Source organism: Croceibacterium segetis (assembly GCF_011320115.1).
GTDB lineage: Bacteria > Pseudomonadota > Alphaproteobacteria > Sphingomonadales > Sphingomonadaceae > Croceibacterium_B > Croceibacterium_B segetis.
The window spans coordinates 66,805-86,984 of record NZ_JAANOZ010000002.1 but is presented as its reverse complement, the minus strand read 5'-3'; the positions used below and the strand labels follow the sequence as shown (position 1 = coordinate 86,984).

Annotated in this window: 19 protein-coding genes; 7 read left to right on the top strand and 12 right to left on the bottom strand. The window is 65.4% G+C overall.

Annotation, left to right across the window (positions count from 1 at the left end):
- Nucleotides 1–19: 19 nt before the first annotated feature.
- The 3 genes from G7B69_RS02235 to hppD all read right to left on the bottom strand — a co-directional run bounded on the left by G7B69_RS02235 (nt 20) and on the right by hppD (nt 2,867).
- Entirely contained in the window at nt 20–940 is a 921-nt protein-coding gene (locus tag G7B69_RS02235; RefSeq protein WP_166175669.1) for an SDR family NAD(P)-dependent oxidoreductase, read from the bottom strand.
- Nucleotides 941–1,217: 277 nt separating this feature from the next.
- Nucleotides 1,218–1,688: a GlcG/HbpS family heme-binding protein gene (locus G7B69_RS02230; RefSeq protein ID WP_166175667.1), complete on the bottom strand. Its 471-nt coding sequence runs from the start codon at nt 1,686–1,688 to the stop codon at nt 1,218–1,220.
- Nucleotides 1,689–1,763: 75 nt separating this feature from the next.
- Complete coding sequence (hppD, locus tag G7B69_RS02225; RefSeq protein ID WP_166175665.1) at nt 1,764–2,867, bottom strand: 4-hydroxyphenylpyruvate dioxygenase; 1,104 nt, start codon at nt 2,865–2,867, stop codon at nt 1,764–1,766.
- A 124-nt stretch (nt 2,868–2,991) separates the two neighbouring features.
- Between hppD and G7B69_RS02220 the strand changes: the two genes are divergently transcribed.
- The 3 genes from G7B69_RS02220 to G7B69_RS02210 all read left to right on the top strand — a co-directional run bounded on the left by G7B69_RS02220 (nt 2,992) and on the right by G7B69_RS02210 (nt 5,908).
- Nucleotides 2,992–3,309: an FtsB family cell division protein gene (locus G7B69_RS02220; protein WP_166175663.1), complete on the top strand. Its 318-nt coding sequence runs from the start codon at nt 2,992–2,994 to the stop codon at nt 3,307–3,309.
- 119 nt (nt 3,310–3,428) lie between these two features.
- Complete coding sequence (pdhA, locus tag G7B69_RS02215; protein ID WP_207785930.1) at nt 3,429–4,520, top strand: pyruvate dehydrogenase (acetyl-transferring) E1 component subunit alpha; 1,092 nt, start codon at nt 3,429–3,431, stop codon at nt 4,518–4,520.
- Nucleotides 4,520–5,908 carry a pyruvate dehydrogenase complex E1 component subunit beta gene (locus tag G7B69_RS02210; RefSeq protein WP_166175661.1) on the top strand — a complete coding sequence of 463 codons (1,389 nt, stop codon included), beginning with the start codon at nt 4,520–4,522 and terminating at the stop codon, nt 5,906–5,908. Before pdhA ends, G7B69_RS02210 begins: the two co-directional genes overlap by 1 nt.
- Here G7B69_RS02210 and G7B69_RS02205 read toward each other — a convergent pair.
- The 6 genes from G7B69_RS02205 to G7B69_RS02180 all read right to left on the bottom strand — a co-directional run bounded on the left by G7B69_RS02205 (nt 5,905) and on the right by G7B69_RS02180 (nt 11,537).
- On the bottom strand, nt 5,905–6,585 hold the full coding sequence (locus G7B69_RS02205) for a TadE/TadG family type IV pilus assembly protein (RefSeq protein WP_166175659.1): 681 nt from the start codon (nt 6,583–6,585) through the stop codon (nt 5,905–5,907). The genes G7B69_RS02210 and G7B69_RS02205 overlap by 4 nt on opposite strands.
- Nucleotides 6,582–7,178, bottom strand: coding sequence for a TadE/TadG family type IV pilus assembly protein (locus tag G7B69_RS02200; RefSeq protein WP_166175657.1), 597 nt, complete (start codon nt 7,176–7,178; stop codon nt 6,582–6,584). Before G7B69_RS02200 ends, G7B69_RS02205 begins: the two co-directional genes overlap by 4 nt.
- Nucleotides 7,175–9,136: a Tad domain-containing protein gene (locus tag G7B69_RS02195; RefSeq protein ID WP_166175655.1), complete on the bottom strand. Its 1,962-nt coding sequence runs from the start codon at nt 9,134–9,136 to the stop codon at nt 7,175–7,177. Before G7B69_RS02195 ends, G7B69_RS02200 begins: the two co-directional genes overlap by 4 nt.
- A gap of 186 nt (nt 9,137–9,322) precedes the next feature.
- Nucleotides 9,323–9,754 carry a TadE/TadG family type IV pilus assembly protein gene (locus G7B69_RS02190; protein ID WP_166175653.1) on the bottom strand — a complete coding sequence of 144 codons (432 nt, stop codon included), beginning with the start codon at nt 9,752–9,754 and terminating at the stop codon, nt 9,323–9,325.
- Between the two features lie 2 nt (nt 9,755–9,756).
- Nucleotides 9,757–10,209: a TadE/TadG family type IV pilus assembly protein gene (locus G7B69_RS02185; RefSeq protein WP_166175651.1), complete on the bottom strand. Its 453-nt coding sequence runs from the start codon at nt 10,207–10,209 to the stop codon at nt 9,757–9,759.
- A gap of 29 nt (nt 10,210–10,238) precedes the next feature.
- Nucleotides 10,239–11,537 carry a TadE/TadG family type IV pilus assembly protein gene (locus G7B69_RS02180; RefSeq protein ID WP_166175649.1) on the bottom strand — a complete coding sequence of 433 codons (1,299 nt, stop codon included), beginning with the start codon at nt 11,535–11,537 and terminating at the stop codon, nt 10,239–10,241.
- A 165-nt stretch (nt 11,538–11,702) separates the two neighbouring features.
- On the opposite strand from G7B69_RS02180, the gene G7B69_RS02175 reads away from it, so the two are divergent.
- Together G7B69_RS02175 and G7B69_RS02170 are read left to right on the top strand one after the other, a co-directional pair.
- The gene (locus G7B69_RS02175; RefSeq protein ID WP_243414995.1) at nt 11,703–12,344 is read left to right on the top strand and encodes a hypothetical protein; all 642 of its coding nucleotides are present in this window, start codon (nt 11,703–11,705) and stop codon (nt 12,342–12,344) included.
- A gap of 32 nt (nt 12,345–12,376) precedes the next feature.
- The gene (locus G7B69_RS02170) at nt 12,377–12,835 is read left to right on the top strand and encodes an EF-hand domain-containing protein (protein ID WP_166175645.1); all 459 of its coding nucleotides are present in this window, start codon (nt 12,377–12,379) and stop codon (nt 12,833–12,835) included.
- 1 nt (nt 12,836) lies between these two features.
- Here the strand turns inward: G7B69_RS02170 and trmFO are convergent, their stop codons facing one another.
- Nucleotides 12,837–14,186: a methylenetetrahydrofolate--tRNA-(uracil(54)-C(5))-methyltransferase (FADH(2)-oxidizing) TrmFO gene (gene trmFO / locus G7B69_RS02165; RefSeq protein WP_166175643.1), complete on the bottom strand. Its 1,350-nt coding sequence runs from the start codon at nt 14,184–14,186 to the stop codon at nt 12,837–12,839.
- A gap of 71 nt (nt 14,187–14,257) precedes the next feature.
- Here trmFO and G7B69_RS02160 point away from each other — a divergent pair, with 71 nt between their 5' ends.
- Nucleotides 14,258–14,926 carry a lysoplasmalogenase family protein gene (locus G7B69_RS02160; RefSeq protein WP_166175641.1) on the top strand — a complete coding sequence of 223 codons (669 nt, stop codon included), beginning with the start codon at nt 14,258–14,260 and terminating at the stop codon, nt 14,924–14,926.
- Here G7B69_RS02160 and G7B69_RS02155 read toward each other — a convergent pair.
- Complete coding sequence (locus tag G7B69_RS02155) at nt 14,902–15,675, bottom strand: MerR family transcriptional regulator (protein ID WP_166175639.1); 774 nt, start codon at nt 15,673–15,675, stop codon at nt 14,902–14,904. The two genes, G7B69_RS02160 and G7B69_RS02155, sit on opposite strands and share 25 nt — an antisense overlap.
- A 77-nt stretch (nt 15,676–15,752) precedes the next feature.
- Entirely contained in the window at nt 15,753–18,545 is a 2,793-nt protein-coding gene (gyrA, locus tag G7B69_RS02150) for a DNA gyrase subunit A (protein WP_166175637.1), read from the bottom strand.
- Between the two features lie 296 nt (nt 18,546–18,841).
- Here gyrA and G7B69_RS02145 point away from each other — a divergent pair, with 296 nt between their 5' ends.
- Complete coding sequence (locus G7B69_RS02145; RefSeq protein ID WP_166175635.1) at nt 18,842–20,173, top strand: tetratricopeptide repeat protein; 1,332 nt, start codon at nt 18,842–18,844, stop codon at nt 20,171–20,173.
- The last annotated feature ends 7 nt before the right edge of the window (nt 20,174–20,180 follow it).

The window sequence follows — 20,180 nt, the reverse complement described above, 5'->3', positions numbered from 1 at the left end:
CGGGCCTGAACGCCATGCGTCAGCGCGTGCTCTTGCCGTAACGCTCGGCGTCCATGGCCCTGCGCGCCTCGATGTAGTTTGTCATCGCCTCGTTCCGCTTCGCCTGCCCTTCGGGATCGCTTTCGGGTGGCGGGAGGGCGTCGAGTACCTGCTGGAACTTCGCCTCGAGCAGGCCGCGCGCCTCCGGGTAGGGGATGATGTAGAAGCGGTTTTCCTCGATCGCCGCCTTGACGTGACCGGCGAGTTCCTCGGGCTCCATCCCGTGAGAGTAGATCTCGCGTAGTGCGGCGATCTCGCGCTCGTCGACCGCAAAACCGCTCGCGGCATATTTTTCTGGCCGCGTCTTCACGCTCTCGGCGATATTGGTCTTGATGTTCGCCGGGCACAGCACGGAAACGCCGATGCCGTAATCCTTGAGCGCGTCGCGCATGGCCATGGTGATGCCGTGGACGGCGAACTTCGAGGCCGAGTAGATGCCGGCGCCGCTGTTGGCGAAGAACGCGCCCATCGAGGCCGTGTTGACGATGTGGCCGCCTTGTCCGTGGGCGATCATCCTTGGCACGAACGTCTGCATCAGATTGACCACGCCGCCGAAATTGACGTCGAAGATCCAGTCGTAGTCGGCGTAGCTGGCCTTCTCCAGCGGGCCGAATATCGACACCCCGGCAGTGCCGAACAGCATTGTGACCGGGCCAAGCACCCCTTCGGCTTCGTCGGCGGCGCGCGCGAACGCCTCTCGGTCGGTGATGTCGAGCGCGATGCCGTGAGATTCGATTCCTTCGCCGCGCAATTCGCCAAGCGCCTGCTCCACCGCGTCGGCGCGGATGTCGGCAATGCACACCTTGCACCCGGCGCGGCCGAACACCTTGGCCTGGCCGAAGCCGGCCCCGCTTGCCCCGCCGGTGATGAACGCCGTGCGCCCAGCGAAGTCGAATGCCATCGAATCTCTCCTCTTTCGCCGCCGGAGCCGCGGGCGCGGGTGACACCTTGCAACTTTTCGCGCCGGGCGACTTCAACGGAATTCGCGGATTTGCGCGGGTTCGCGCCGAAATTCCGCGATCGCCCGTGTGACCTTTGGCGAACCCGCTGTCACCCTGGCTTCGTTGCTTTGCACGTGGCCCACGCCGAACTCGTGCCTGTATTCAGGCTACGCTGGCAAAATCGACGCGTGTAGGACAGCGAAATCTGCAGGTCGGCAATGTCGCCTCAAGCGTCCTTCACTTGAACGCGTCGAGACCCGCTTGCGAAATCACGGTGTCGCCGTCGGCACCGCCGCCGCCGCTGGTGGCGATCGCGCCGATCGTCTCGCCGCCGAGCTTGACCGGCAGGCCGCCGGCCAGGGGCATGACGCGGTCCATCGCCAGCAGGCCGGTGCGGCCCGCGGCGAGCGCGTCCTGCATGCCCTTGCTCGGGCTGCCCCAGTCTGCCGAAGTCACCGCCTTGCGCCGCGCCAGCTCGTAGACGAACGCCTTGGCGCCATCCATCCGCAGCGAAGCGACCACGTCGCCATGGTCGTCCACCACCACGATCGCCACCTGGTCCTTGCGTTCTTGCGCCTTGGCGTAGGCCGCATGAAGCATCGTTTGCGCCTGCTCGACGCTGAGCGAATGGCGGGTGACCGATTGCTGAGCCGAGACAGGAGCGGCGAGCGCAACAATGGCGAGTGCGGCGCAAACGGCGCGAAGCATGGCGGTTCTCTCCCTCGGAACTTGTCGGGCGAACTTAACACCGTGCCCGGACGCGCGCCATGTCTTGCTCGTTCGTCAGTCCTCGGCCGGTTCTTCCACCTTCAGCGCGCCGCGGCGAAGCTGATCGGCCTCCATCGACTTGAACAGCGCGGTGAAGTTGCCTTCGCCGAAGCCTTCGTCCTTCTTGCGCTGGATGAACTCGAAAAAGACCGGCCCGATCTGGGTCTGGCTGAAGATCTGCAGCAGCAGCCGCGGGTCGCCGTCTTCGGTCGAGCCATCGAGGAGGATGCCGCGCTTCTGCAGCTCGTCGACCGGCTCGCCATGGCCCGGGAGCCGCTCTTCGAGCATCTCGTAATAGGTCGCCGGCGGGGGCGGAGCGAAGGGCGTGCCGAGAGCCTTCAGCCGGTCCCACACTTCATAGAGATTCGAGCTCGACATCGCGATGTGCTGGATTCCCTCACCGTTGAACTCGCGCAGGTATTCCTCGATTTGCCCGCCGCCCTTCTGGCCTTCCTCGTTCAGGGGAATGCGAATCTTCCCGTCGGGGGCGGTCATCGCCTTGCTGGTGAGGCCGGTGTATTCGCCCTTGATGTCGAAATAGCGGATCTCGCGGAAGTTGAAGATGCGCTCGTAGAACCCTGCCCAGTGAGCCATGCGGCCGCGGTAGACGTTGTGCGTCAGGTGATCGATGATCTCGAGCCCGGCGCCGACCGGATGCTTGGCGACACCGGCTTCCCACACGAAGTCGATGTCCCAGATCGACAGGGCGCCGTTGTCGTCCACTTCATAGCGGTCGACCAGGTAGATCAGCGAATGGCCGATCCCGCGGATCGCCGGGATGTTGAGTTCCATCGGTCCGGTGCGCACGTCCACCGGTTCGGCCCCGCGCCGCAGCGCCTCGGCATAGGCCGCGCCGGCGTCCCGCACGCGAAAGCCCATGCCGCAGGCCGAAGGACCGTGCTCGGCGGCGAAATAGGCGGCCGGGCTCCTGGGTTCGTAATTGGCGACGAAGTTGATCTGGCCCTGGCGCCACAGCTGCACGTCCTTGCTGCGATGGCGCGCGACGAGCGTGAAGCCCATCGCTGTGAACGACGCTTCCAGCGTGCCTTTCTCGGGCGCTGAAAACTCGAGGAATTCGAAGCCGTCGAGGCCAAGCGGATTGTCGAACAGGTCGGTCATGGTTTCAAATGTAACCTTTTCCGGCCCGAGCGACAAGCGGCGATGCAGACAGGCCGTTCGAAAATACGGTGAGTTCCCCGCGAAACCGCTTGAATCGGGTCGTTAACTGTGATTCTCTCCGGTCATGAATCGTCCCGCTGCCGTCCCGTTGCTCGATCGTGAAAAGGTGAGGCAGTTCGGCGCGCTCGGTTACCTCCTCCTGCTCGGCGGACTGGCGCTCGCTGGTCCCTACGGTTTCATCGCCTGGGGCGAGAACTTGTCGTTGCTCGACAAGCGCGAGGCGCAGATCAAGCAGCTCGAGCATGAGCGGGCCGACCTCAAGAACCGTGTCGCGCTGCTCGATCCCAACCATGTCGATCCCGACATGGCAGGTGAGCTGATCCGCGGCGATCTCAACGTCGTCCATCCGGACGAATACATCTACCAGCTCAACGACAAGTAAGGCGTTGGCGTGCCGGTGACCCGTTGCATCGTGGCGGGCGTTGCAAGCGCGCGGGTTGTGCGCTTATAGCGCCCGGCAACCGCCGGTCCCGCACCGCTCGAAAGACAGGGAAGTTCGCCTTGGCCAAAGCCGCCAGTTCCGCTCCTAAGAAGCCGGCCAAGGCCGCCGCCAAACCCGCCGCGGAAGACGCGGCGTTCGCACTGCACAGCCTGCAGGAAGCCTTCGAGAAGGACCGCCGCTTCAAGGCGAGCAAGGAACAGCTGCTGCACCTTTACGAGCAGATGCTGCTGATCCGTCGGTTCGAGGAGCGTGCAGGGCAGCTCTACGGCCTCGGCCTGATCGGCGGGTTCTGCCATCTCTACATCGGCCAGGAAGCCGTCGCAGTCGGGCTGCAGTCGGCGCTCGAGGAGGGCAAGGACAGCGTCATCACCGGTTATCGCGACCACGGCCACATGCTCGCCTACGGGATCGATCCGAAGCTGATCATGGCCGAGCTCACCGGGCGTGAGGCGGGCATCTCGAAAGGCAAAGGCGGTTCGATGCACATGTTCTCGACCGACCATGCCTTCTACGGAGGCCACGGCATCGTCGGGGCGCAAGTGCCGCTCGGCGCGGGCCTTGCCTTTGCGCACAAGTACCGTGACGACGGCGGGCTGTGCCTCGCCTATTTCGGCGACGGCGCGGCCAACCAGGGCCAGGTCTACGAGACGTTCAACATGGCCAGCCTCTGGGGCCTGCCGATCGTGTTCGCGGTCGAGAACAATCAGTATGCGATGGGCACCTCGGTCAAGCGCAGCAGCGCCGAAACGCATTTCTATCGTCGCGGCACCGCGTTTCGCATTCCCGGGATGAAGGTCAACGGGATGGACGTGCTGGAAGTGCACCAGGCGGGGAAGGTCGCTTTCGACCACGTTCGCGCCGGCAAGGGCCCGGTGCTGCTCGAGCTCGAGACTTATCGCTACCGCGGGCACTCGATGTCCGATCCGGCGAAGTACCGCACGCGCGAGGAAGTGCAGGACGTGCGCGAGCACAACGACCCGATCGAGCGCGCCAAGCACGACCTGGATGGCATGGGTGTCTCCGAGGACCAGTTGAAGGATATCGAGAAGGCGATCCGCGCCAAGGTCGCCGAGGCGGCCGACTTCGCCGAGAATTCGCCCGAGCCGCCTCCAGCCGAGCTCTACACCGACGTCCTGGTGGGGGCATACTGATGGGTATCGAGCTGAAGATGCCCGCGCTGTCGCCGACGATGGAAGAGGGCACGCTGGCCAAGTGGCTGGTCAAGGAAGGCGACAAGATCTCCGCCGGTGACGTGCTCGCCGAGATCGAGACCGACAAGGCGACGATGGAATTCGAATCGATCGACGAAGGCACCGTCGGCAAGATCCTCGTGCCCGAAGGCACCGAAGGCGTGAAGGTCGGCACGGTGATCGCGGTGATCGCCGGCGAGGGCGAGGACGCCTCCGCCATTTCGGCCCCTACACCCGCACCCGCCACCCCGGCCGAAGCGCCGGGCGAGGGCGAGAAGATTGGTCAGGCGCCCGACGAAGCCGAGATCACCCGTCCGCAATCGTCCCCGCGACCGGCCGATCCGGACATCCCCGCCGGTACCAACATGGTCACCGTCACCCTGCGCGAAGCGCTGCGCGATGCGATGGCGGAGGAAATGCGCCGCGACGACCGCGTATTCGTGATGGGTGAAGAAGTCGCCGAGTACCAGGGTGCCTACAAGGTCACCCAGGGCCTGCTTGAGGAGTTCGGGCCCAGGCGGGTGATCGACACGCCGATCACCGAATACGGCTTCGCCGGCATCGGCACCGGCGCGGCGATGGGCGGCCTGCGCCCGGTGGTCGAGTTCATGACCTTCAACTTCGCGATGCAGGCGATCGACCACATCGTGAATTCGGCGGCCAAGACCAACTACATGTCCGGCGGGCAGATGCGCTGCCCGGTGGTGTTCCGCGGCCCCAACGGCGCCGCCAGTCGCGTCGCCGCGCAGCACAGCCAGAACTACGCGCCGTGGTACGCCGCCGTGCCCGGCCTGATCGTGATCGCTCCCTACGATGCCTCCGACGCCAAGGGTCTTCTCAAGGCGGCGATCCGCTGCGACGATCCGGTGGTATTCCTCGAGAACGAGCTGCTCTACGGCCGCAACTTCGAGCTCGCCCAGCTCGACGACCACGTGCTGCCGATCGGCAAGGCGCGGATCATTCGCGAGGGCGCGGACGTGACGATAGTGAGCTATTCGATCGGCGTCGGCCTCGCGCTCGAAGCGGCCGAGACGCTGGCCGGGGAGGGGATCGACGCCGAAGTGATCGACTTGCGCACGCTGCGCCCGCTCGACACCGAGACGATCCTTGCCAGCCTCAGGAAGACCAACCGCCTGGTCGTCGCCGAAGAAGGCTGGCCGACCTGCTCGATCGCTTCCGAAGTGATCGCCTTGTGCATGGAGCAGGGCTTCGACGACCTCGACGCGCCGGTGCTGCGGGTGTGCAACGAGGACGTACCGTTGCCCTATGCGGCGAACCTCGAGAAGCTCGCCTTGATCGACAGCGCGCGCATTGCCGAGGCGGTGCGCAAAGTCTCCTACAAGGCCTAAGTCTCGACCGTCGGGTCGGTGTAGGTGCTGCAGCTTGCCACCGGATCGGGGGCGGCGGGATTTCGCTGGTAGATCTGCGTCAGGTCGCGATCGTCGCGCACCGTGAAAGACGCGGTGGAGACGATTTCGCCACCCATCCCGAAGTGCGGCCCGACCAGCGACCGGTAATCGTAGGCGACTTCGACAAATATCACTGCTTCGTCCGGGAAAGCCCAGACCTCTTTTCCCGCCGGGCCCATGCCGGCCAACTCTCCGTTGAGGCCGTCGCCTTCGAGCCCGTAGCTCGACAAGTGGTGCTTGGTTCCGGCGCAGCGCTGCCAGTGAATGTACTGGCGATCGTCGCTTCCTGGGACCACCTCGAGGCTGCTGATGATCACCCTTCCGTGGCCGAACAGGTCCAGACGGCCGCCCCCTTGTACCGCCGCGCCGCGCAGCAGGTCGTCGATGTCGTTCTCATAAATCTTGCGGTCCTGCAGCGTTGAGGTGTCGCCGATGCGCGAGGCGTTGTCGGCGATCTGCGCCGCCAGCTGGGCCACCTGGGTTTGGATGATCGCCCGATTGGCCACTTCGAGGCCCATCAGCCCGGCGCCGAGCAGGAATGGCAGGCACAGCGCGAACTCGGTCGCCGCCACGCCGGTGCGGCTGGAGGCGAGGCGCGAAAGCAGGCGGCGCCTCACGAACATTGCGCCACACTGACCGCCTGGCTTTGCGTGCCATACGGCTGATTGCGGAGCACGGTCCGAACTTGTGAGGTGACCGTGTCAGGGAGCCCGAGCAGGTGCATCAGCGGGAAGGCCCGCGGATAGCTGACGGTGACGGTGTAGAGCACGGCGTCGCGCGCGCCGCCCATCGTGTCGGTGCCGCGATCGGAATCCCAAATCCCGTTACCGTTGATATCCTTGAACGGTTCGTTGTTGTCGCAGGCGCCGTCGTTGTCGACGTCGGTGTAGTCCTCCGGGCGGCGGATGTCGGAATAGTCGCGGTACGCGCGCCGATCGAAGGTGACGTCGGCGCTCGGGACGACATTGTGCACCGCCGCGGTGACCCTGTCGTCGATCGCCAGCCCTTTGGTCTCGGCGCCTTCGATGGTCGAATCGCGCGCCGCCTTTTGCGCCGCGCCGTCGAGCACCGATGCGGCGTAGAGATTGTACCCCGCATCGAAGACGCCGAGCAGCACCATCAGCAGCGCAGGAGCGATCATCGCGAATTCGACCGCGGTGACGCCCCGCTTGTCGGCAGCGAGTGATGCGGCAAGCCCGGCCGCGCTCATCGGGTCACCCGCAGTTCGCCCATTCGCTTGGCGATAGTGGCGAAGGTCTGGTTGAGCGCTGCCGTGTCGGCGGCGACGAAATAGCGGTCGGCTCCGGCGCAGTCCTGCATCACCGGATTGGCGCCGGTGCCGAACGAGATCACCCACACCGAGATATTCTTCCTCTTCACTTCGTTGCAGGCGGCGGTGAAGCGTTTTTCGACGGTCTGCGTGAGGGTGTACTTAGAGCCCGGCTTCCATCGCCGGCGATCGAGCGGTTCGACCCCGTATGAGGAGTACGAGATGTCGAGCGGCGCGGTTTCGCCGTCGGTCAGGAAGATCAGGTGCCGCGTGCTCGGCCGGGTCGAGCTGATGTCGGCATTCTCGCTGGCGAAGAGACCGGTCGGAGAGAGCAGCCGCCCGCCCCAGATCATGCCGATGTCATGGTAGGTCGAGCCGTTCGGCGTCAGGGTGGAGAGGTAGGCGTCGAGCTGCGAGGCGGTGATCGGCGCCAGCTTGCGCGCGGCCGGCGGGCATGCAGCGGTGCCGAGCGTACCGGGGTTCATGTACTCGTCCGTGGTGACCTTCTGGCCGGTGCTGAACGAGCCCGACCCGTCGTATTTCATCGCGCGCTCGTAGATCACGCCGGGATACATCGGCGACCACCTGGTCGCAGGATCGGATGTCGGGACCAGGTCGATGTCGAGATCGAGCGCCCTGGCCAGGTCGATATGGTCGTAGTCGTCGATCTCGTAAGTGCCGCGTTCCTCGACGCAGCCGTTGCCTTCGGTGCGCCAATTGCTGACATCCTTTTCCAGCTGGTCGTAGCGCCACTTGTCGACGGTCGTCTGATAGGGGTCGGTGACTCGCTCATAAGTGCGGACGTAAATGTTGTACGTTTGCGCATAGACGCTGCACGTTGCGCCCGAGCGGCTCGTCCACTTGTTGGTTCCGTTCTCGGTACGCTGGTAGCGGTCGATCTTGCGCGTACCACTGGGCGGCCCGGCGAAAGGCTCGGTCGCGGTGCTGAGCTTCTGGTCCTGCGCGGTGTAACTGCCCGCCGGGGTCGCCTGGTCGCAAGTGTAATACGCCGCCTTCGGGGGGACCGTCACGACCTTCTCGTTGGCGTCGACGTAAGTGTAGCCGGCCGAGCCCGGATGATAGGTGGCGGCGTAGCTCGACAGCACGCTGGCGGCGCCGACCGAACCGCTCTTATAGATCCAGTTGCGGACATAGGTCGTCGTCGTCAGCGGACCGAGCTCCTTGAACCGCTCGCGCGACTGGTACTTCCAAGTGGTGTTGACCCAGTCGTCCCTGAGCAAGGCGCCGACGTTGACGTTGGTCGAGTAGGGCACGAAGCCGAAGCGCAGCCGGGTGGTGCTCGGTGCGGCTGCCGACAGTTGCGCGTAGAAGCCGCGGACTGTCGATTTGAGCGCTTCGATCTTGCTGGTGCTGTCGCCGGGATTGGTCTCCGCCATTGACCCGGTCACGTCCAGCACCATCATCACGTCGGTGTTGGCCATGTTGAGCTGGGCCTGGCACTCGACGTGAATCGGGATGTCACCGAAACCGAAGATCGCCATCAGCGTCGTCGGCACGGCAACGCTCGCGTCGCCGGAGATCGAGAAGTCCTCATCGAGGGACATCGCGAACCTGCGGTCTCTGGATCCGTAGTCGCCTTCCTCGAAGTTCACATTGAAGAAGCGCTCGCCGGCGAGCTCGGCGTCGTCGGGAATCGTGCCGCTGATCGCGGCTTCGGTGCCGAGCCGCTTGCGCGCGGCCAGCACCCCGGCGTCGCACGCCTGCTGCAGTCGCGTTTCGGAAAGGTAGGCGCGCCCCATGTCGACCCCGCTGCCGATCATCGCCGCCAGCGGCAACAGTGCCGCGGCGACGATCATCAGCGTGTTGCCGGCGGTGTCGTGCGCGAGGTGAGCGAAGATGCCGTGCCGGACGGCAATCGGGGCGAAACGCGGATGCACGGCGCCGTCTTAGGCGGAGCGCCGTAAGTGCATGCCCAATGTATCTGGTTAATTTGTTGATTATTCAGCTAAAGGTGCCGCAGCGTCGATACGGGCCCTAGGCGGCACGAACAGCGGAAGACCCGATTGGAATGCTGAGGATCGACGTGCCTTTGCCCCTGGGGGCGATCACCTCGGACCGTGATCTCAAGATGCGACGTAGATCGGGCGGGTGATTGTAAGCGTCGGCGCGCTCACGCCGATGAAGTCGAGAACGCTTATCGGGTCGTATACCATGGTGATGGTGAATTTCGTCATGCCGGCGATGTCGCTGGCGGGATTCTGGACGTCGGGGTAAGTCAGGCGATTGGTGTCGAATTCATAAGGAGCATTGACGGCTATGGCGAGGGCCTTGCTCGCGATCTGGTCGGTCGTGATCTCGTTCTGCTTCTGATATTCGACCATGGTGTAGCGCCCAGCATCGGCGGCGATCGAACGAAGCGAATTGTAACACCACATCTGTATGCCGACCTGGACAACGCCGAAGATCATGGCGAACAGCGTGGGGGCGAGTATCGCGAATTCCACGATCGCGGCGCCGCGGCGGTCCTGCTTCAGGCGACGGATAAAGCGCAACATCGTCAGGCGACCTGTTCCGACGAAACCTGAACAAGCCGTTCGACGTGATAGTTGACCGCGTGACCCACGCCGAAGTTGGTCCATAGCGGTGTGTAAGTGTCGAGAAAAACCACTTGCACGTAAGTCGATTGCGACGAGCCCGAACCGCAGGGCGTCGAGCTTGTGTTGGCGTCGGTTCCGCATCGATAGACCTTGCTGACCTGGATGTGGTCGCTGTCGTTCGGAATGTTCAGCGTGTTGGCAAGAACGGATTGCATCGTCGTCGTATCGGTGGCGGCTCCCGTCGCGGCTGCCAGAATGATCTGTTCGGCGTCCGCCGCGCCGGACTGAAGCTCGTGCTGGCGCGCGACCATACGGCTCACGTCGAATCCCCCCAATGCCAGGGAAACCAGGACCGGGGCGACAATCGCCGTCTCGATCACCGCAGTGCCGCGAACATCGCGGGACAGGCGCAAGAATCGGCGAACTAGGGCAAGCCGAGCCATCACGCGACGAGCCTGACGTCTGCTGCGGCGCTGCCGGCGCTGTTCGTCTGCGACGAGGGACAGCGCGTCTCGAGCGTCGCGTTGCCCAGCACGGTGATCGTCTGAGCGGTCAGCTGCAAACAGCTGCTGTTGATGTCGGCGGTACCGTTCACCCGGACGTTGCTGGAAGGCAGGTATATCGTGCCCTGGATGAGCGAATTCGAGTTCCCGTTGATGATGTGCGACTGCGAAGGGTTATTGTCGCGGTCTTCGAAGATCAGCATGTTGGCATAGCGGTTGGCTAGCGTGGCCGAATAACCCAGAGCCGTGAAGTCCGAAGCTTGCATCGGTGTGAGCGTGAGAGTGTTGCCGTTGCCGCTCCCGCCGAGTTTCAGCGTTGCGCCGTTTTTCAGAACGAACATGATGTTCGTGCCCGACACGTTGTAATTTCCGGTCAAGTCCAGGGTGCCGCCGTCGATGACATAGATACCGGCGCCCAAAATGGTCCTGCAGGATACCGTCAATCCGTGATAGGTTCCCGCGAGCGGAGACGCTTGGGCTGATTGGCCGTGGCCCGTGCAGGAGTACGTGCGCGGGGTATTGTTCGTAGGCGGTTCGAGGTCTGCAAACGCGTCGCTCAAGCCCTCTACGTTCTCTGTCACCACCCCTTGGTTGGCGGTCGGCACGCTGGCCGTGCCGCACGTTGCGATCGAGTCGGTCACCACGGTAGCGGAACCGTCGATCACAACCGCGTCGTCCGAGCAGGAAAGCGCAGCCATGCCGCAGTGGGCCGTGACGGTGGCGCTACCCCCAACGGAAAGCGTGGTGCCAGAGGTGCCGGTGGCGATCAGGCATGCCGAATAGTTGGCGCCCGCCGCAAAGCTTGCCTGCGAATAGGCCTCGACGGTCACCGGCGTGCTCAGAAAGAGGCTGCTGAAGGCGAGCTCTTTGGTCGCGGTCGCCGTAACGACAACGCTGTTGTTCGATCCGTTAGAATAGTTCGCGAGCATGACGGTCGGCGAGCTGGCGAAGTCGGAAGTGACAGCCAAGTTCTTGTAGTAGTCCTGAGTGGCGCGGTCCGCGTAGGTGCTTTGCGTGTTCGAATTCGTCTGCGCCCATGCACCGGCCATGGCCGCCTGATCGGTAGCCAGCTGCAACTCGTGTTTCCAGACGTACCATTGAGACATGTCAACAGCGAGCCCGGCGCTGCCGATAAGCAGCGGCGCGCCGAGCGCCACCAGCATCATCGCGTTGCCGCTGGTGTTGCGTGCCAGCCGCCCAACGAATCGCTTCAGGAAAGGGTATCCAATTGCGCGCATATTCCCATGCCTCATGACGGAATCCGACCTATCTATCGGTAGGTATTACGCGGGCATGCTAACCGGGACGTGAAACATCAGGGTTAACAGAACTTTGACCATCTCTTACGGGATTGCGCGCGCCGGTCCTTGACCCGCGTGACGCCACCATCGATGGCCGTTCGCATGGACCGAATGCTTCTCGAGGAGTTGCCGGCGCCGCAGCGGCTGGCGCTTAGCTATGCGCCGTCTGCCTCGCGCGCGGCGACGCTGGCGTTGCTGGCGCTCGACGCCCGGCTCGGCGCGGCGCTGCGGCAAGGGGGAGAACCTGTTCTCGTGCAGATGCGCCTCGCGTGGTGGCGCGACACGCTCGCTGCAGGGCCCGGTGGCTGGCCTGCAGGCGAAGCGGTGTTGGAGGCGCTGCAAGTGTGGCGAAATCCGGGCGCATTGGTTGCGCTGGTCGATGGCTGGGAAGCGCTGCTCGGCGAAACGCTCGATGCCGAGGCGATCGAGGGTTTTGCGGCAGGGCGCGGCGACGCGTTCGCGCAGTTGGCAATCGAACTCGGCAACGATCCGCAGGCAGCCGGCGCAGGCGCCCGCCTATGGGCACTCGGCGACCTGGCGGCGAATCTGTCAGATACGGCCGAACGGGCAAGGGTGCTCGAAGCGGCCGGGGGTTTGCCATGCCCCCCGCTGCCGCGTGCGTTGCGCCCGCTCGCCGTGCTCTCCGGCCTCGCGCGCCGCTCGCTCGCGCGCGGAGGCTTCCCGCTGCTCGATGGCCCGGGCGCGATGCTGCTCGCAGTCCGGCTTGGCATCGCCGGTCGCTAGGCTATTGTAAGCGCGATGAGGGGTCGCTCCTGATGAATCGCATTGTCCTCGGGGCACTCGCCGCGCTGGTGCTCGTCGGCATAGGGCTGTTCTGGCTGCAGGGCCGCGCGCAGGTGGAGAAGGGCGCGCCGCCCCCGGTCGTGCCGACGGCGACGCCCACGGGCCTGCCCAGCGGCGATCTCGCCGGGCTCAGCGGGCCGGGGCTTCCCCGGGTGAGCGAACTGACTCGCGAGCAGCAGCGCTTCTTCCGCTACGACCGCAACCGAGACCTCAAGATCACCCGCAACGAGATGCTCTCGACCCGGGTCGACGATTTCCGCAAGCTCGACGCCGACGGCAACAACCTGCTCACGTTCGAGGAATGGGCGGTCGCCACCTCGGACCGCTTTGCCGGCGCCGACGCCAACCACGACGGCATCCTCAGCCAGGCCGAGTTCGCCACGACGGCGCCGAAGGCGAAACCGAAACCGAAGTGCGCTTGCGCGAAGTAGCTCAGGCCGGGACCAGCTCCAGTTCTGCCAACCAGCCGCCGAAGTCGGCCTTTGCCCTTTCGGTGTACGCTTCCTTGCGCTGCTTCTTCTTCACCTCGGGCAGCGGGGGAAACAATCCGAAGTTGACGTTCATCGGCTGGTAGCTCTCGGCTTCGGCATCGCCGGTGATGTGGGCGAGCAGGGCGCCCATCGCGCTGGTGCGCGGGGGTGACGACCATTCGCCGCCGGTCAGTTCCGCCGCTGTCATCAACCCGGCGAGCAGGCCCACGGCCGAACTCTCGACGTATCCCTCGCAGCCGGTGATCTGCCCGGCGAAGCGGACATGCGGCGCGCTGTTCAGCCGCAGCTGCCGGTCGAGCAACATCGGTGAATTGAGGAAGGTATTGCGGTGCAAGCCTCCGAGCCGGGCGAACTCGGCGTTCTCGAGGCCGGGGATGGTGCGGAACAGGCGGACCTGCTCGGCGTGCTTGAGCTTGGTCTGGAAGCCGACCATGTTCCACAGCGTTCCGAGCTTGTTGTCCTGCCGTAGCTGGACGACGGCATAGGGCCAGCGCCCTGTCGGATGCTCGGCGGTGGCCCAATGCGGATTGTCGAGCCCGACGGGCTTCATCGGTCCGAAGCGCAGCGTTTCGGGGCCGCGCGCGGCCATCACCTCGATCGGCATGCAGCCGTCGAAATAGGGCGTGTTCGCTTCCCATCCGCGGAATTCGGTCTTCTCGCCGTCGAGCAGCCCCTGCACGAAAGTCTCGTACTGTTCGCGGGTCATCGGGCAATTGATGTAGTCCTTCCCGCCCTTGTCCCACCGCGCGGCCATCCAGCACACCGACATGTCGATGCTCTCGTGGTGGACGATCGGGGCGATGGCATCGAAGAACGCCAGGCTCTCGCGCCCCGTGGCTGCGCCGATGCTGGCGGCGAGCGAAGCTGCCGTGAGGGGCCCGGTGGCGACGATGGTCAGGCCGCTCTCCGGGAGGATGTCGACGCGCTCGCGGACGATCTCGACGTTGGGCAGCGAGCGCAATTCGCGCTCGACTTCGGCGGAGAACACGGCGCGGTCGACCGCCATCGCCGAACCGGCGGGCACTCGCGCCTTTTCCCCCGCACGCATGATGAGCGAATCCAGGCGGCGCATCTCGTGATGCAGCAGGCCGACGGCGTTGCGCTCGTCGTCGTCGGAGCGGAAGCTGTTCGAGCAGACCAGCTCGGCGAGCCCCTCGCCTTGGTGGGCAGGCGTCGAATCCCCTCCGCCGCGCATCTCCGAGAGACGCACGCGCACTCCGCGCCGGCCGAGCTGCCAGGCCGCCTCGCTGCCGGCGAGTCCGCCGCCGACGATATGGACATCGTAAGACATTGCTAACCCGCCTAGTGCTTGCGTGCACTCCACATCAAGGGCAACTCACGCGAAAGGCGAAGGGGAGGGCGATGCCGAGGCGCGCGTTGATCGAGAAACGGCCGTGGCTGGTGGCGAGCATTGTCGCGGCCGTCGCGTATTATGCGCTGCGCGTTTCGACGATGCCGGAACTCTTCCTCATCCCCGTCAAAGGCGCGGGGTGCGCTCTGCTGGCGCTGTACGCCTTTGTCCATGGCGGGCGGGAGAGCCGCTGGCTCGCTGGAATGATGGCCATCGCCGCGCTCGGGGACATGGTGCTCGAAATCGACGTCGGCTCCGGCGCGCTGTTGTTCTTCACGTATCACGTGATCGCGATCTCGCTGTACCTGCGCCACCCGCGCGAGCACGCCACGCCGACGCAGAAAGCGGCCGCGGTGGCGATGTTGTTGCTGACGCCGCTGCTGGCATGGCTGCTCCCGGCCGACCGGGCGACGGCCTGGTCGACCGGGCTTTACGGCCTCGCGCTCGGGGCCATGGCCGCGTGCGCGTGGATGAGCGCTTTCCCGCGCTACCGCGTCGGTGTCGGCGCCGCGCTCTTCCTCGCCTCCGACCTGCTGCTCATCGCGGGGGAGGGACCGTTGATGGGGCAGGGCCAAGCCGACGCGCTGGTCTGGCCGCTGTACTATGTCGGCCAGTTCCTGATCGCCGTCGGTGTGGTGCAGCGCCTGCACTCGCGTCAGCCGGACAGTCGCGCTGCGTAAGCCTTCATCGCTGCCGCCAGCCATTCGGCGAAACCCTCGCGCTGCTTCTCGAACATGGCCCGGAAGTCCGGGTTCTCGAGGTAAAGGTCGGACAGCCCGGCATAGGCCTGCGGCGGGCAGGCCCGATCCCACATCCCGGCAATCCAGCCATGGTGACGAGCGAGCAGCGGGTCGTTGGACGGATCGTCAGGTTTCGCCCCGGCTTTGAATGCGTCCGCCAGCGCGCGCGATGCGGCCTCCCCTTCGGCCAGCCGTGCCTTCAGCCCTTCTTCGCTGAGCGAGGCGAGCTTCGCCTTGCTTGCTTCGATCCGGTCGCGCATGTCGCCGCCGTAGCGCTTGACGAGCCACTCTTCGTACTCGGCCTGCTTTTCGGGCGCGAAGCCCTTGTAGATGTCCTTGTCGTTCATGGTGCCTTCTCCGTTCAATTCGGCGATCGTGCGGTCGATCGTCCGCAGGAGTTGGCGAGAGCGCTTGATCCTCTGGTCGAGCCAGTTGCGATGCTCGCTGAGCACGGCCGCCCGGTCGCGGCCTTGGAGATCGAGCAGCTTGCCGATCTCCTGCAGCGGAACGCCGAGCTCGCGATGGAACAGGATGTCCTGCAGGCGCAGGAGCTCCTCGCGGCCGTAGTAGCGATAGCGGTTCTCGCCGGTGAACGCCGGTTTGAGCAGCCCGATCTCGTCGTAGTGATGCAGCGTGCGCACGGAGACTCCGGAGAGCCGTGCGAGCTGCTTGACGGTGTAGGTGCCCATGTCGATCGTCCTTCCGCGAGGACGGCTGATAGTCCCTCACGCCGCGTGAGGGTCAAGGGGCAATTCGAGGCGGAGCGTTACTCCGCCTCGTCCTCATCTGCGATATCGTCGCGCGCCTGCTCGGTGTCGGGCACCGTGTCCTCGCTCTCGCGGCCGAGCATTTCCTCGACGATGGCTTCCTCGGCCTCGTTCTCGGGCTCTTCCTGCTCGTCGAGCCTGACCGCGCTGACCACCTGTTCCTTGTCGGCCACGTCGAACAGCTTCACGCCGGCCGAGTTGCGGCCGATGACGCGCAGGGAATCGAGCCCGATGCGGATCAGCTTGGCCTGGTCGGTCACCAGCATGAGCTGGTGCTCCTTGGTTGCGGTGAAGCTCGCCACCACCGGGCCGTTGCGGGCGATGTTGTCGATGTTGAGGATGCCCTGGCCGCCGCGGCCGGTACGCCGGTATTCGTAGGCGGACGACAGCTTGCCGTAGCCATTGGCGCAGACGGTGAGGATGAACTGCTCCTTCTCCGCCAGCTCGGCGAAGCGCTCCGCCGACATTTGCGGCTCGCTCTCCTTGTCCGGCTTCCACGGCGCGTGACGCAGGTAATCGTCCCGCTCATCCTGGTCCTTCACTCCGACCTTGTGCAGGATCGACAGCGAGACGACCTCATCGTCAGGCTTGAGGCTCATCGCTCGCACACCCGTCGAGGTGCGGCTCTGGAATTCGCGGATGTCGTCGCCGGAGAAGCGGATCGCCTTGCCCTGCCGGCTGGCGAGCAGGACATCGTCGCCCGGATCGAGCAGCGCGACGCCGATCAGGCGGTCGTCGCTGTCCTCGTCGAAGCGCATGGCGAACTTGCCGCCGCGCGGGATGTTGGCGAACGCGTCCATCGAGTTGCGCCGCGCACGCCCCTTGGCGGTGGCGAACACCACGTTGAGCGCGCCCCAGCTTTCCTCGTCCTCCGGCAGCGGCAGCACGGTGGCGATCGTCTCACCCGGATCGAGCGCCGGCAGCAGGTTGACGATCGGCCGCCCGCGGGTGGTCGGCCCGCCTTCGGGCAGGCGCCAGACCTTGAGGCGATAGACCTTGCCGGCGGTCGAGAAGAACAGCACCGGGTTGTGCGTCGAGGTGACGAACATCTCGGAGATCGCGTCTTCGTCCTTGGTCGCCATCCCGGCGCGGCCCTTGCCGCCACGGTTCTGGGCGCGGAAGGTCGAGAGCGGGGTGCGCTTGATGTAACCGTCGAGGGTGACCGTCACGACCATCTCGTCGCGCTCGATCAGGTCCTCGTCCTCGAGGCCGTCCCACGCCGGAGCGATCTCGGAGAGGCGCGGGGTGGCATAGGCCTCGCGGATTTCCTCGAGCTCCTGGCGCATCACCGCGTAGAGCCTGGCCCGGTCGGCGAGGATCGCGAGGTATTCCTCGATCGCCACGGCGAGTTTCCGCAGTTCGTCGCCGATTTCGTCGCGGCCGAGCGCCGTGAGACGGTGCAGGCGCAGATCGAGGATCGCCTTCACTTGCGCTTCGGACAGCAGGTAGGACCCTTCCGCCGCGCCGAGATCGGGTTCGACCGCCTCGACCAGCGTCAGGTAGGGCGCGATCTCACCGATCGGCCATTCCTTGGCGAGCAGGCGCGCGCGCGCTTCGGCCGGATTCGGCGCGCTGCGGATCATGGCCACGACCTCGTCGAGGTTCGACACCGCGACCACGAGGCCGAGCAGGATGTGCGCCCGGTCGCGCGCCTTGTTGAGCTCGAACTTGGTGCGGCGGGTGATGACCTGCTCGCGGAAGACGACGAAGCTCTGGATGAAATCGCGCAGCGTCAGAGTCTCGGGCCGGCCGCCGCGGATCGCCAGCATGTTGGCCGGGAAATTGGCTTGCGCCGGGCTGTGCCGCCACAGCTGGTTGAGCACCACTTCAGGCGTCGCGTCGCGCTTCAATTCGATCACCACGCGCACGCCCTGGCGGTTGGATTCATCGCGGATGTCGGAAATGCCCTCGATGCGCTTTTCCTTGGCGCCTTCGGCGATCTTCTCGACCAGGCCGGCCTTGCCGACCTGGTAGGGAATGGAGGTGAACACGATCGAACGGCGGTCGCCGCGGCCTTCCTCGATCGTGTGGCGGGCGCGCATGATGATCGAGCCGCGGCCGGTGGTGTAAGCCGCTCGGCTGCCGGCGCTGCCGAGGATCAGCGGCGCGGTCGGGAAGTCGGGGCCGGGGATGAACTCGATCAGTTCTTCAGTGGTGATTCCGGGGTTGTCGATGAACGCCAGGCAGCCGTCGATCACTTCGCCGAGGTTGTGCGGCGGGATGTTGGTCGCCATGCCGACAGCGATGCCGCCCGCGCCGTTGACCAGCAGGTTGGGGAACCGCGCCGGGAGAACCGAGGGTTCCTGCCGGCTGCCGTCGTAGTTGTCGACGAAATCGACGGTGTCCTGGCCGATGTCCTCGAGCAGCGAGGTCGCCACCTTGGCCAGCCGCGCTTCGGTGTAGCGTTCGGCGGCCGGCGGATCGGGGTCCATCGAGCCGAAGTTGCCCTGGCCGTCGATCAGCGGCACGCGCATCGACCACCACTGTGCCATGCGCGCGAGCGCGTCGTAGATCGCCTGGTTGCCGTGCGGGTGGTAGTTGCCCATCGTGTCGCCGGTGATCTTGGCGCACTTGCGATAGGGCCGGCCGGGTACGAAGCCGCCCTCGTAACAGCTCCACAGGATGCGGCGGTGGACCGGTTTGAGGCCGTCGCGCACGTCGGGCAGCGCGCGGCTGACGATCACGCTCATCGCGTAATCGAGGTAGCTGGTCTTCATCTCATCGACGATGTCGATGCGTTCGTAGCCGCCGGGCTCGGCGGGGGGATCGAGTGTGTCGGTGGTGTCGCTCACCTGCGAAATCGGCCTGTTCTGTTATAGGGTAAGTGGCGTGGCGCGGACCCTAGGGCAAAGGGTGCGGCGGTGCCAGCTTGCGGGGGGTGTGTAGGCCCATATGGGCCTCGTTTTCCACACTTCCAGCCCGGTTCCGGGGCCCCTGGCCGTTTCGTCGCAACAACGAGGTGTTCAATCGCTATTCAGCGCACCGGAGCTAGCTTGGCATTTGCAAATTGCTGCGCGACGCGGCAGGAGCGCGCGCAGAATTTTCAGCGGCCGGCGCGGCCGACGGTTTCCTCAGGAGAGACGAATTTATGTACCGCAAGTCCACTCATCACGTCGCTGGCTCGCGCAAGCGCTTCGCTCCTCGTGCGGTGCTCGCCGCCGCGCTGGCGAGCGGAATGGCGCTCGGCGGCGTCGCCGTGTCGGCCCCCGCGTTCGCCAAGGACAAGAAGGAAGCGCCGAAAGCGGAAGGCAACTCGGCGGCCTTTGCCGCCGCCTATGCGCCGTTTCAGACGATCGTCAACAATCCGGCCGGCGACTTCGCCGCCGCCAAGGCCATGGTGCCGACGATCCAGGCAGCGATCCAGAACAGCACCGACAAGAACACCTTCGGCCTCGCGCTGATTTCCCTCGGCGGCAAGCTCAAGGACATCCCGCTGGAAAAGCAGGGCATCGAGCTGGCGCTGGATGGCGGCAAGATCAGCAACGCGCAGGCCGGCCTGTTCCACTTCTTCCTCGGCAAGTTCGCTTACGACGAGAAGAACTACGCCGAGGCGCGCACGCAATTCCAGGCGGCCCAGCAGGCCGGTTACACCGATAACGACGCCCGTCCGGCGATCGCCGAGACTTATTTCGGCTCGAACCAGGCGGTCGAAGGCCTCAAGTACCTGTCCGACGTCATCAAGCAGGAGGAAGCGGCCGGGCGCAAGGCGCCCAACGACTGGATGCTGCGCGGGCTTCAGGTGGCCTACCAGGCCAGGCTCGCCCCTCAAGCAGCCGAGTTCTCGGAGATGCTGGTGCACGACTATCCGAGCCAGAAATCCTGGCTCAGCTCGTTGCAGGTGATCCGCGCGGTCAGCCCGTTCGACCCGCAAGGCCAGCTCGACATGCTTCGGCTGATGCGCGCGACCGGCACGCTGAAGGAGCGGAACGAATACGTCGAGTATATCCAGGCGGCCGACCCGCGGCTGATGGCCGGCGAAGTGCTCGCGGTGCTCGACGAGGGCGTCAAGGCGGGCGCACTCACGACAAGCGATCCGATCTACACCGAAGCCAAGACCACCGCGACCACCCGCGTCGCACTCGATCGCAAGGATGCGCCCGCTCTGGCCGCCGATGCAAAGAGCGCGGCCAACGGCTCGACCGCGCAAGGCGCGGGCGACGCGTTCTTCTCGCTCGGTGATTACGCCCAGGCGGCGGCGATGTACCAGCTGGCGCTCGACAAGGGCGTGAAAGACCGCGACATGATCCTGACGCGTCTCGGCATCTCCCAGCTCAACGCGGGGCAGCCCGACCAGGCGAAGGCCACCCTGCAACGGGTCGGCGGCACGCGGGCGACCATCGCCAGGATGTGGCAGGCCTACATCGACAGCAAGAATGCGCCGCCGGCTCCGCCGGCTCCGCCCGCTCCGCCAGCGGCCTGACACCGGA

What these genes read in the sequence shown, in the direction of transcription:
- G7B69_RS02210 (WP_166175661.1), top strand. Translation starts at nt 4,520, where the DNA reads ATGGGTATCGAGCTGAAGATGCCCGCGCTGTCGCCGACGATGGAAGAG.
- G7B69_RS02145 (WP_166175635.1), top strand. Translation starts at nt 18,842, where the DNA reads ATGTACCGCAAGTCCACTCATCACGTCGCTGGCTCGCGCAAGCGCTTC.
- G7B69_RS02155 (WP_166175639.1), bottom strand. Translation starts at nt 15,675, where the DNA reads ATGGGCACCTACACCGTCAAGCAGCTCGCACGGCTCTCCGGAGTCTCC.
- G7B69_RS02160 (WP_166175641.1), top strand. Translation starts at nt 14,258, where the DNA reads ATGCCGAGGCGCGCGTTGATCGAGAAACGGCCGTGGCTGGTGGCGAGC.
- G7B69_RS02190 (WP_166175653.1), bottom strand. Translation starts at nt 9,754, where the DNA reads ATGTTGCGCTTTATCCGTCGCCTGAAGCAGGACCGCCGCGGCGCCGCG.
- G7B69_RS02175 (WP_243414995.1), top strand. Translation starts at nt 11,703, where the DNA reads ATGGACCGAATGCTTCTCGAGGAGTTGCCGGCGCCGCAGCGGCTGGCG.
- G7B69_RS02230 (WP_166175667.1), bottom strand. Translation starts at nt 1,688, where the DNA reads ATGCTTCGCGCCGTTTGCGCCGCACTCGCCATTGTTGCGCTCGCCGCT.
- G7B69_RS02200 (WP_166175657.1), bottom strand. Translation starts at nt 7,178, where the DNA reads ATGAGCGCGGCCGGGCTTGCCGCATCACTCGCTGCCGACAAGCGGGGC.
- trmFO (WP_166175643.1), bottom strand. Translation starts at nt 14,186, where the DNA reads ATGTCTTACGATGTCCATATCGTCGGCGGCGGACTCGCCGGCAGCGAG.
- G7B69_RS02220 (WP_166175663.1), top strand. Translation starts at nt 2,992, where the DNA reads ATGAATCGTCCCGCTGCCGTCCCGTTGCTCGATCGTGAAAAGGTGAGG.
- G7B69_RS02235 (WP_166175669.1), bottom strand. Translation starts at nt 940, where the DNA reads ATGGCATTCGACTTCGCTGGGCGCACGGCGTTCATCACCGGCGGGGCA.
- G7B69_RS02180 (WP_166175649.1), bottom strand. Translation starts at nt 11,537, where the DNA reads ATGCGCGCAATTGGATACCCTTTCCTGAAGCGATTCGTTGGGCGGCTG.
- hppD (WP_166175665.1), bottom strand. Translation starts at nt 2,867, where the DNA reads ATGACCGACCTGTTCGACAATCCGCTTGGCCTCGACGGCTTCGAATTC.
- G7B69_RS02170 (WP_166175645.1), top strand. Translation starts at nt 12,377, where the DNA reads ATGAATCGCATTGTCCTCGGGGCACTCGCCGCGCTGGTGCTCGTCGGC.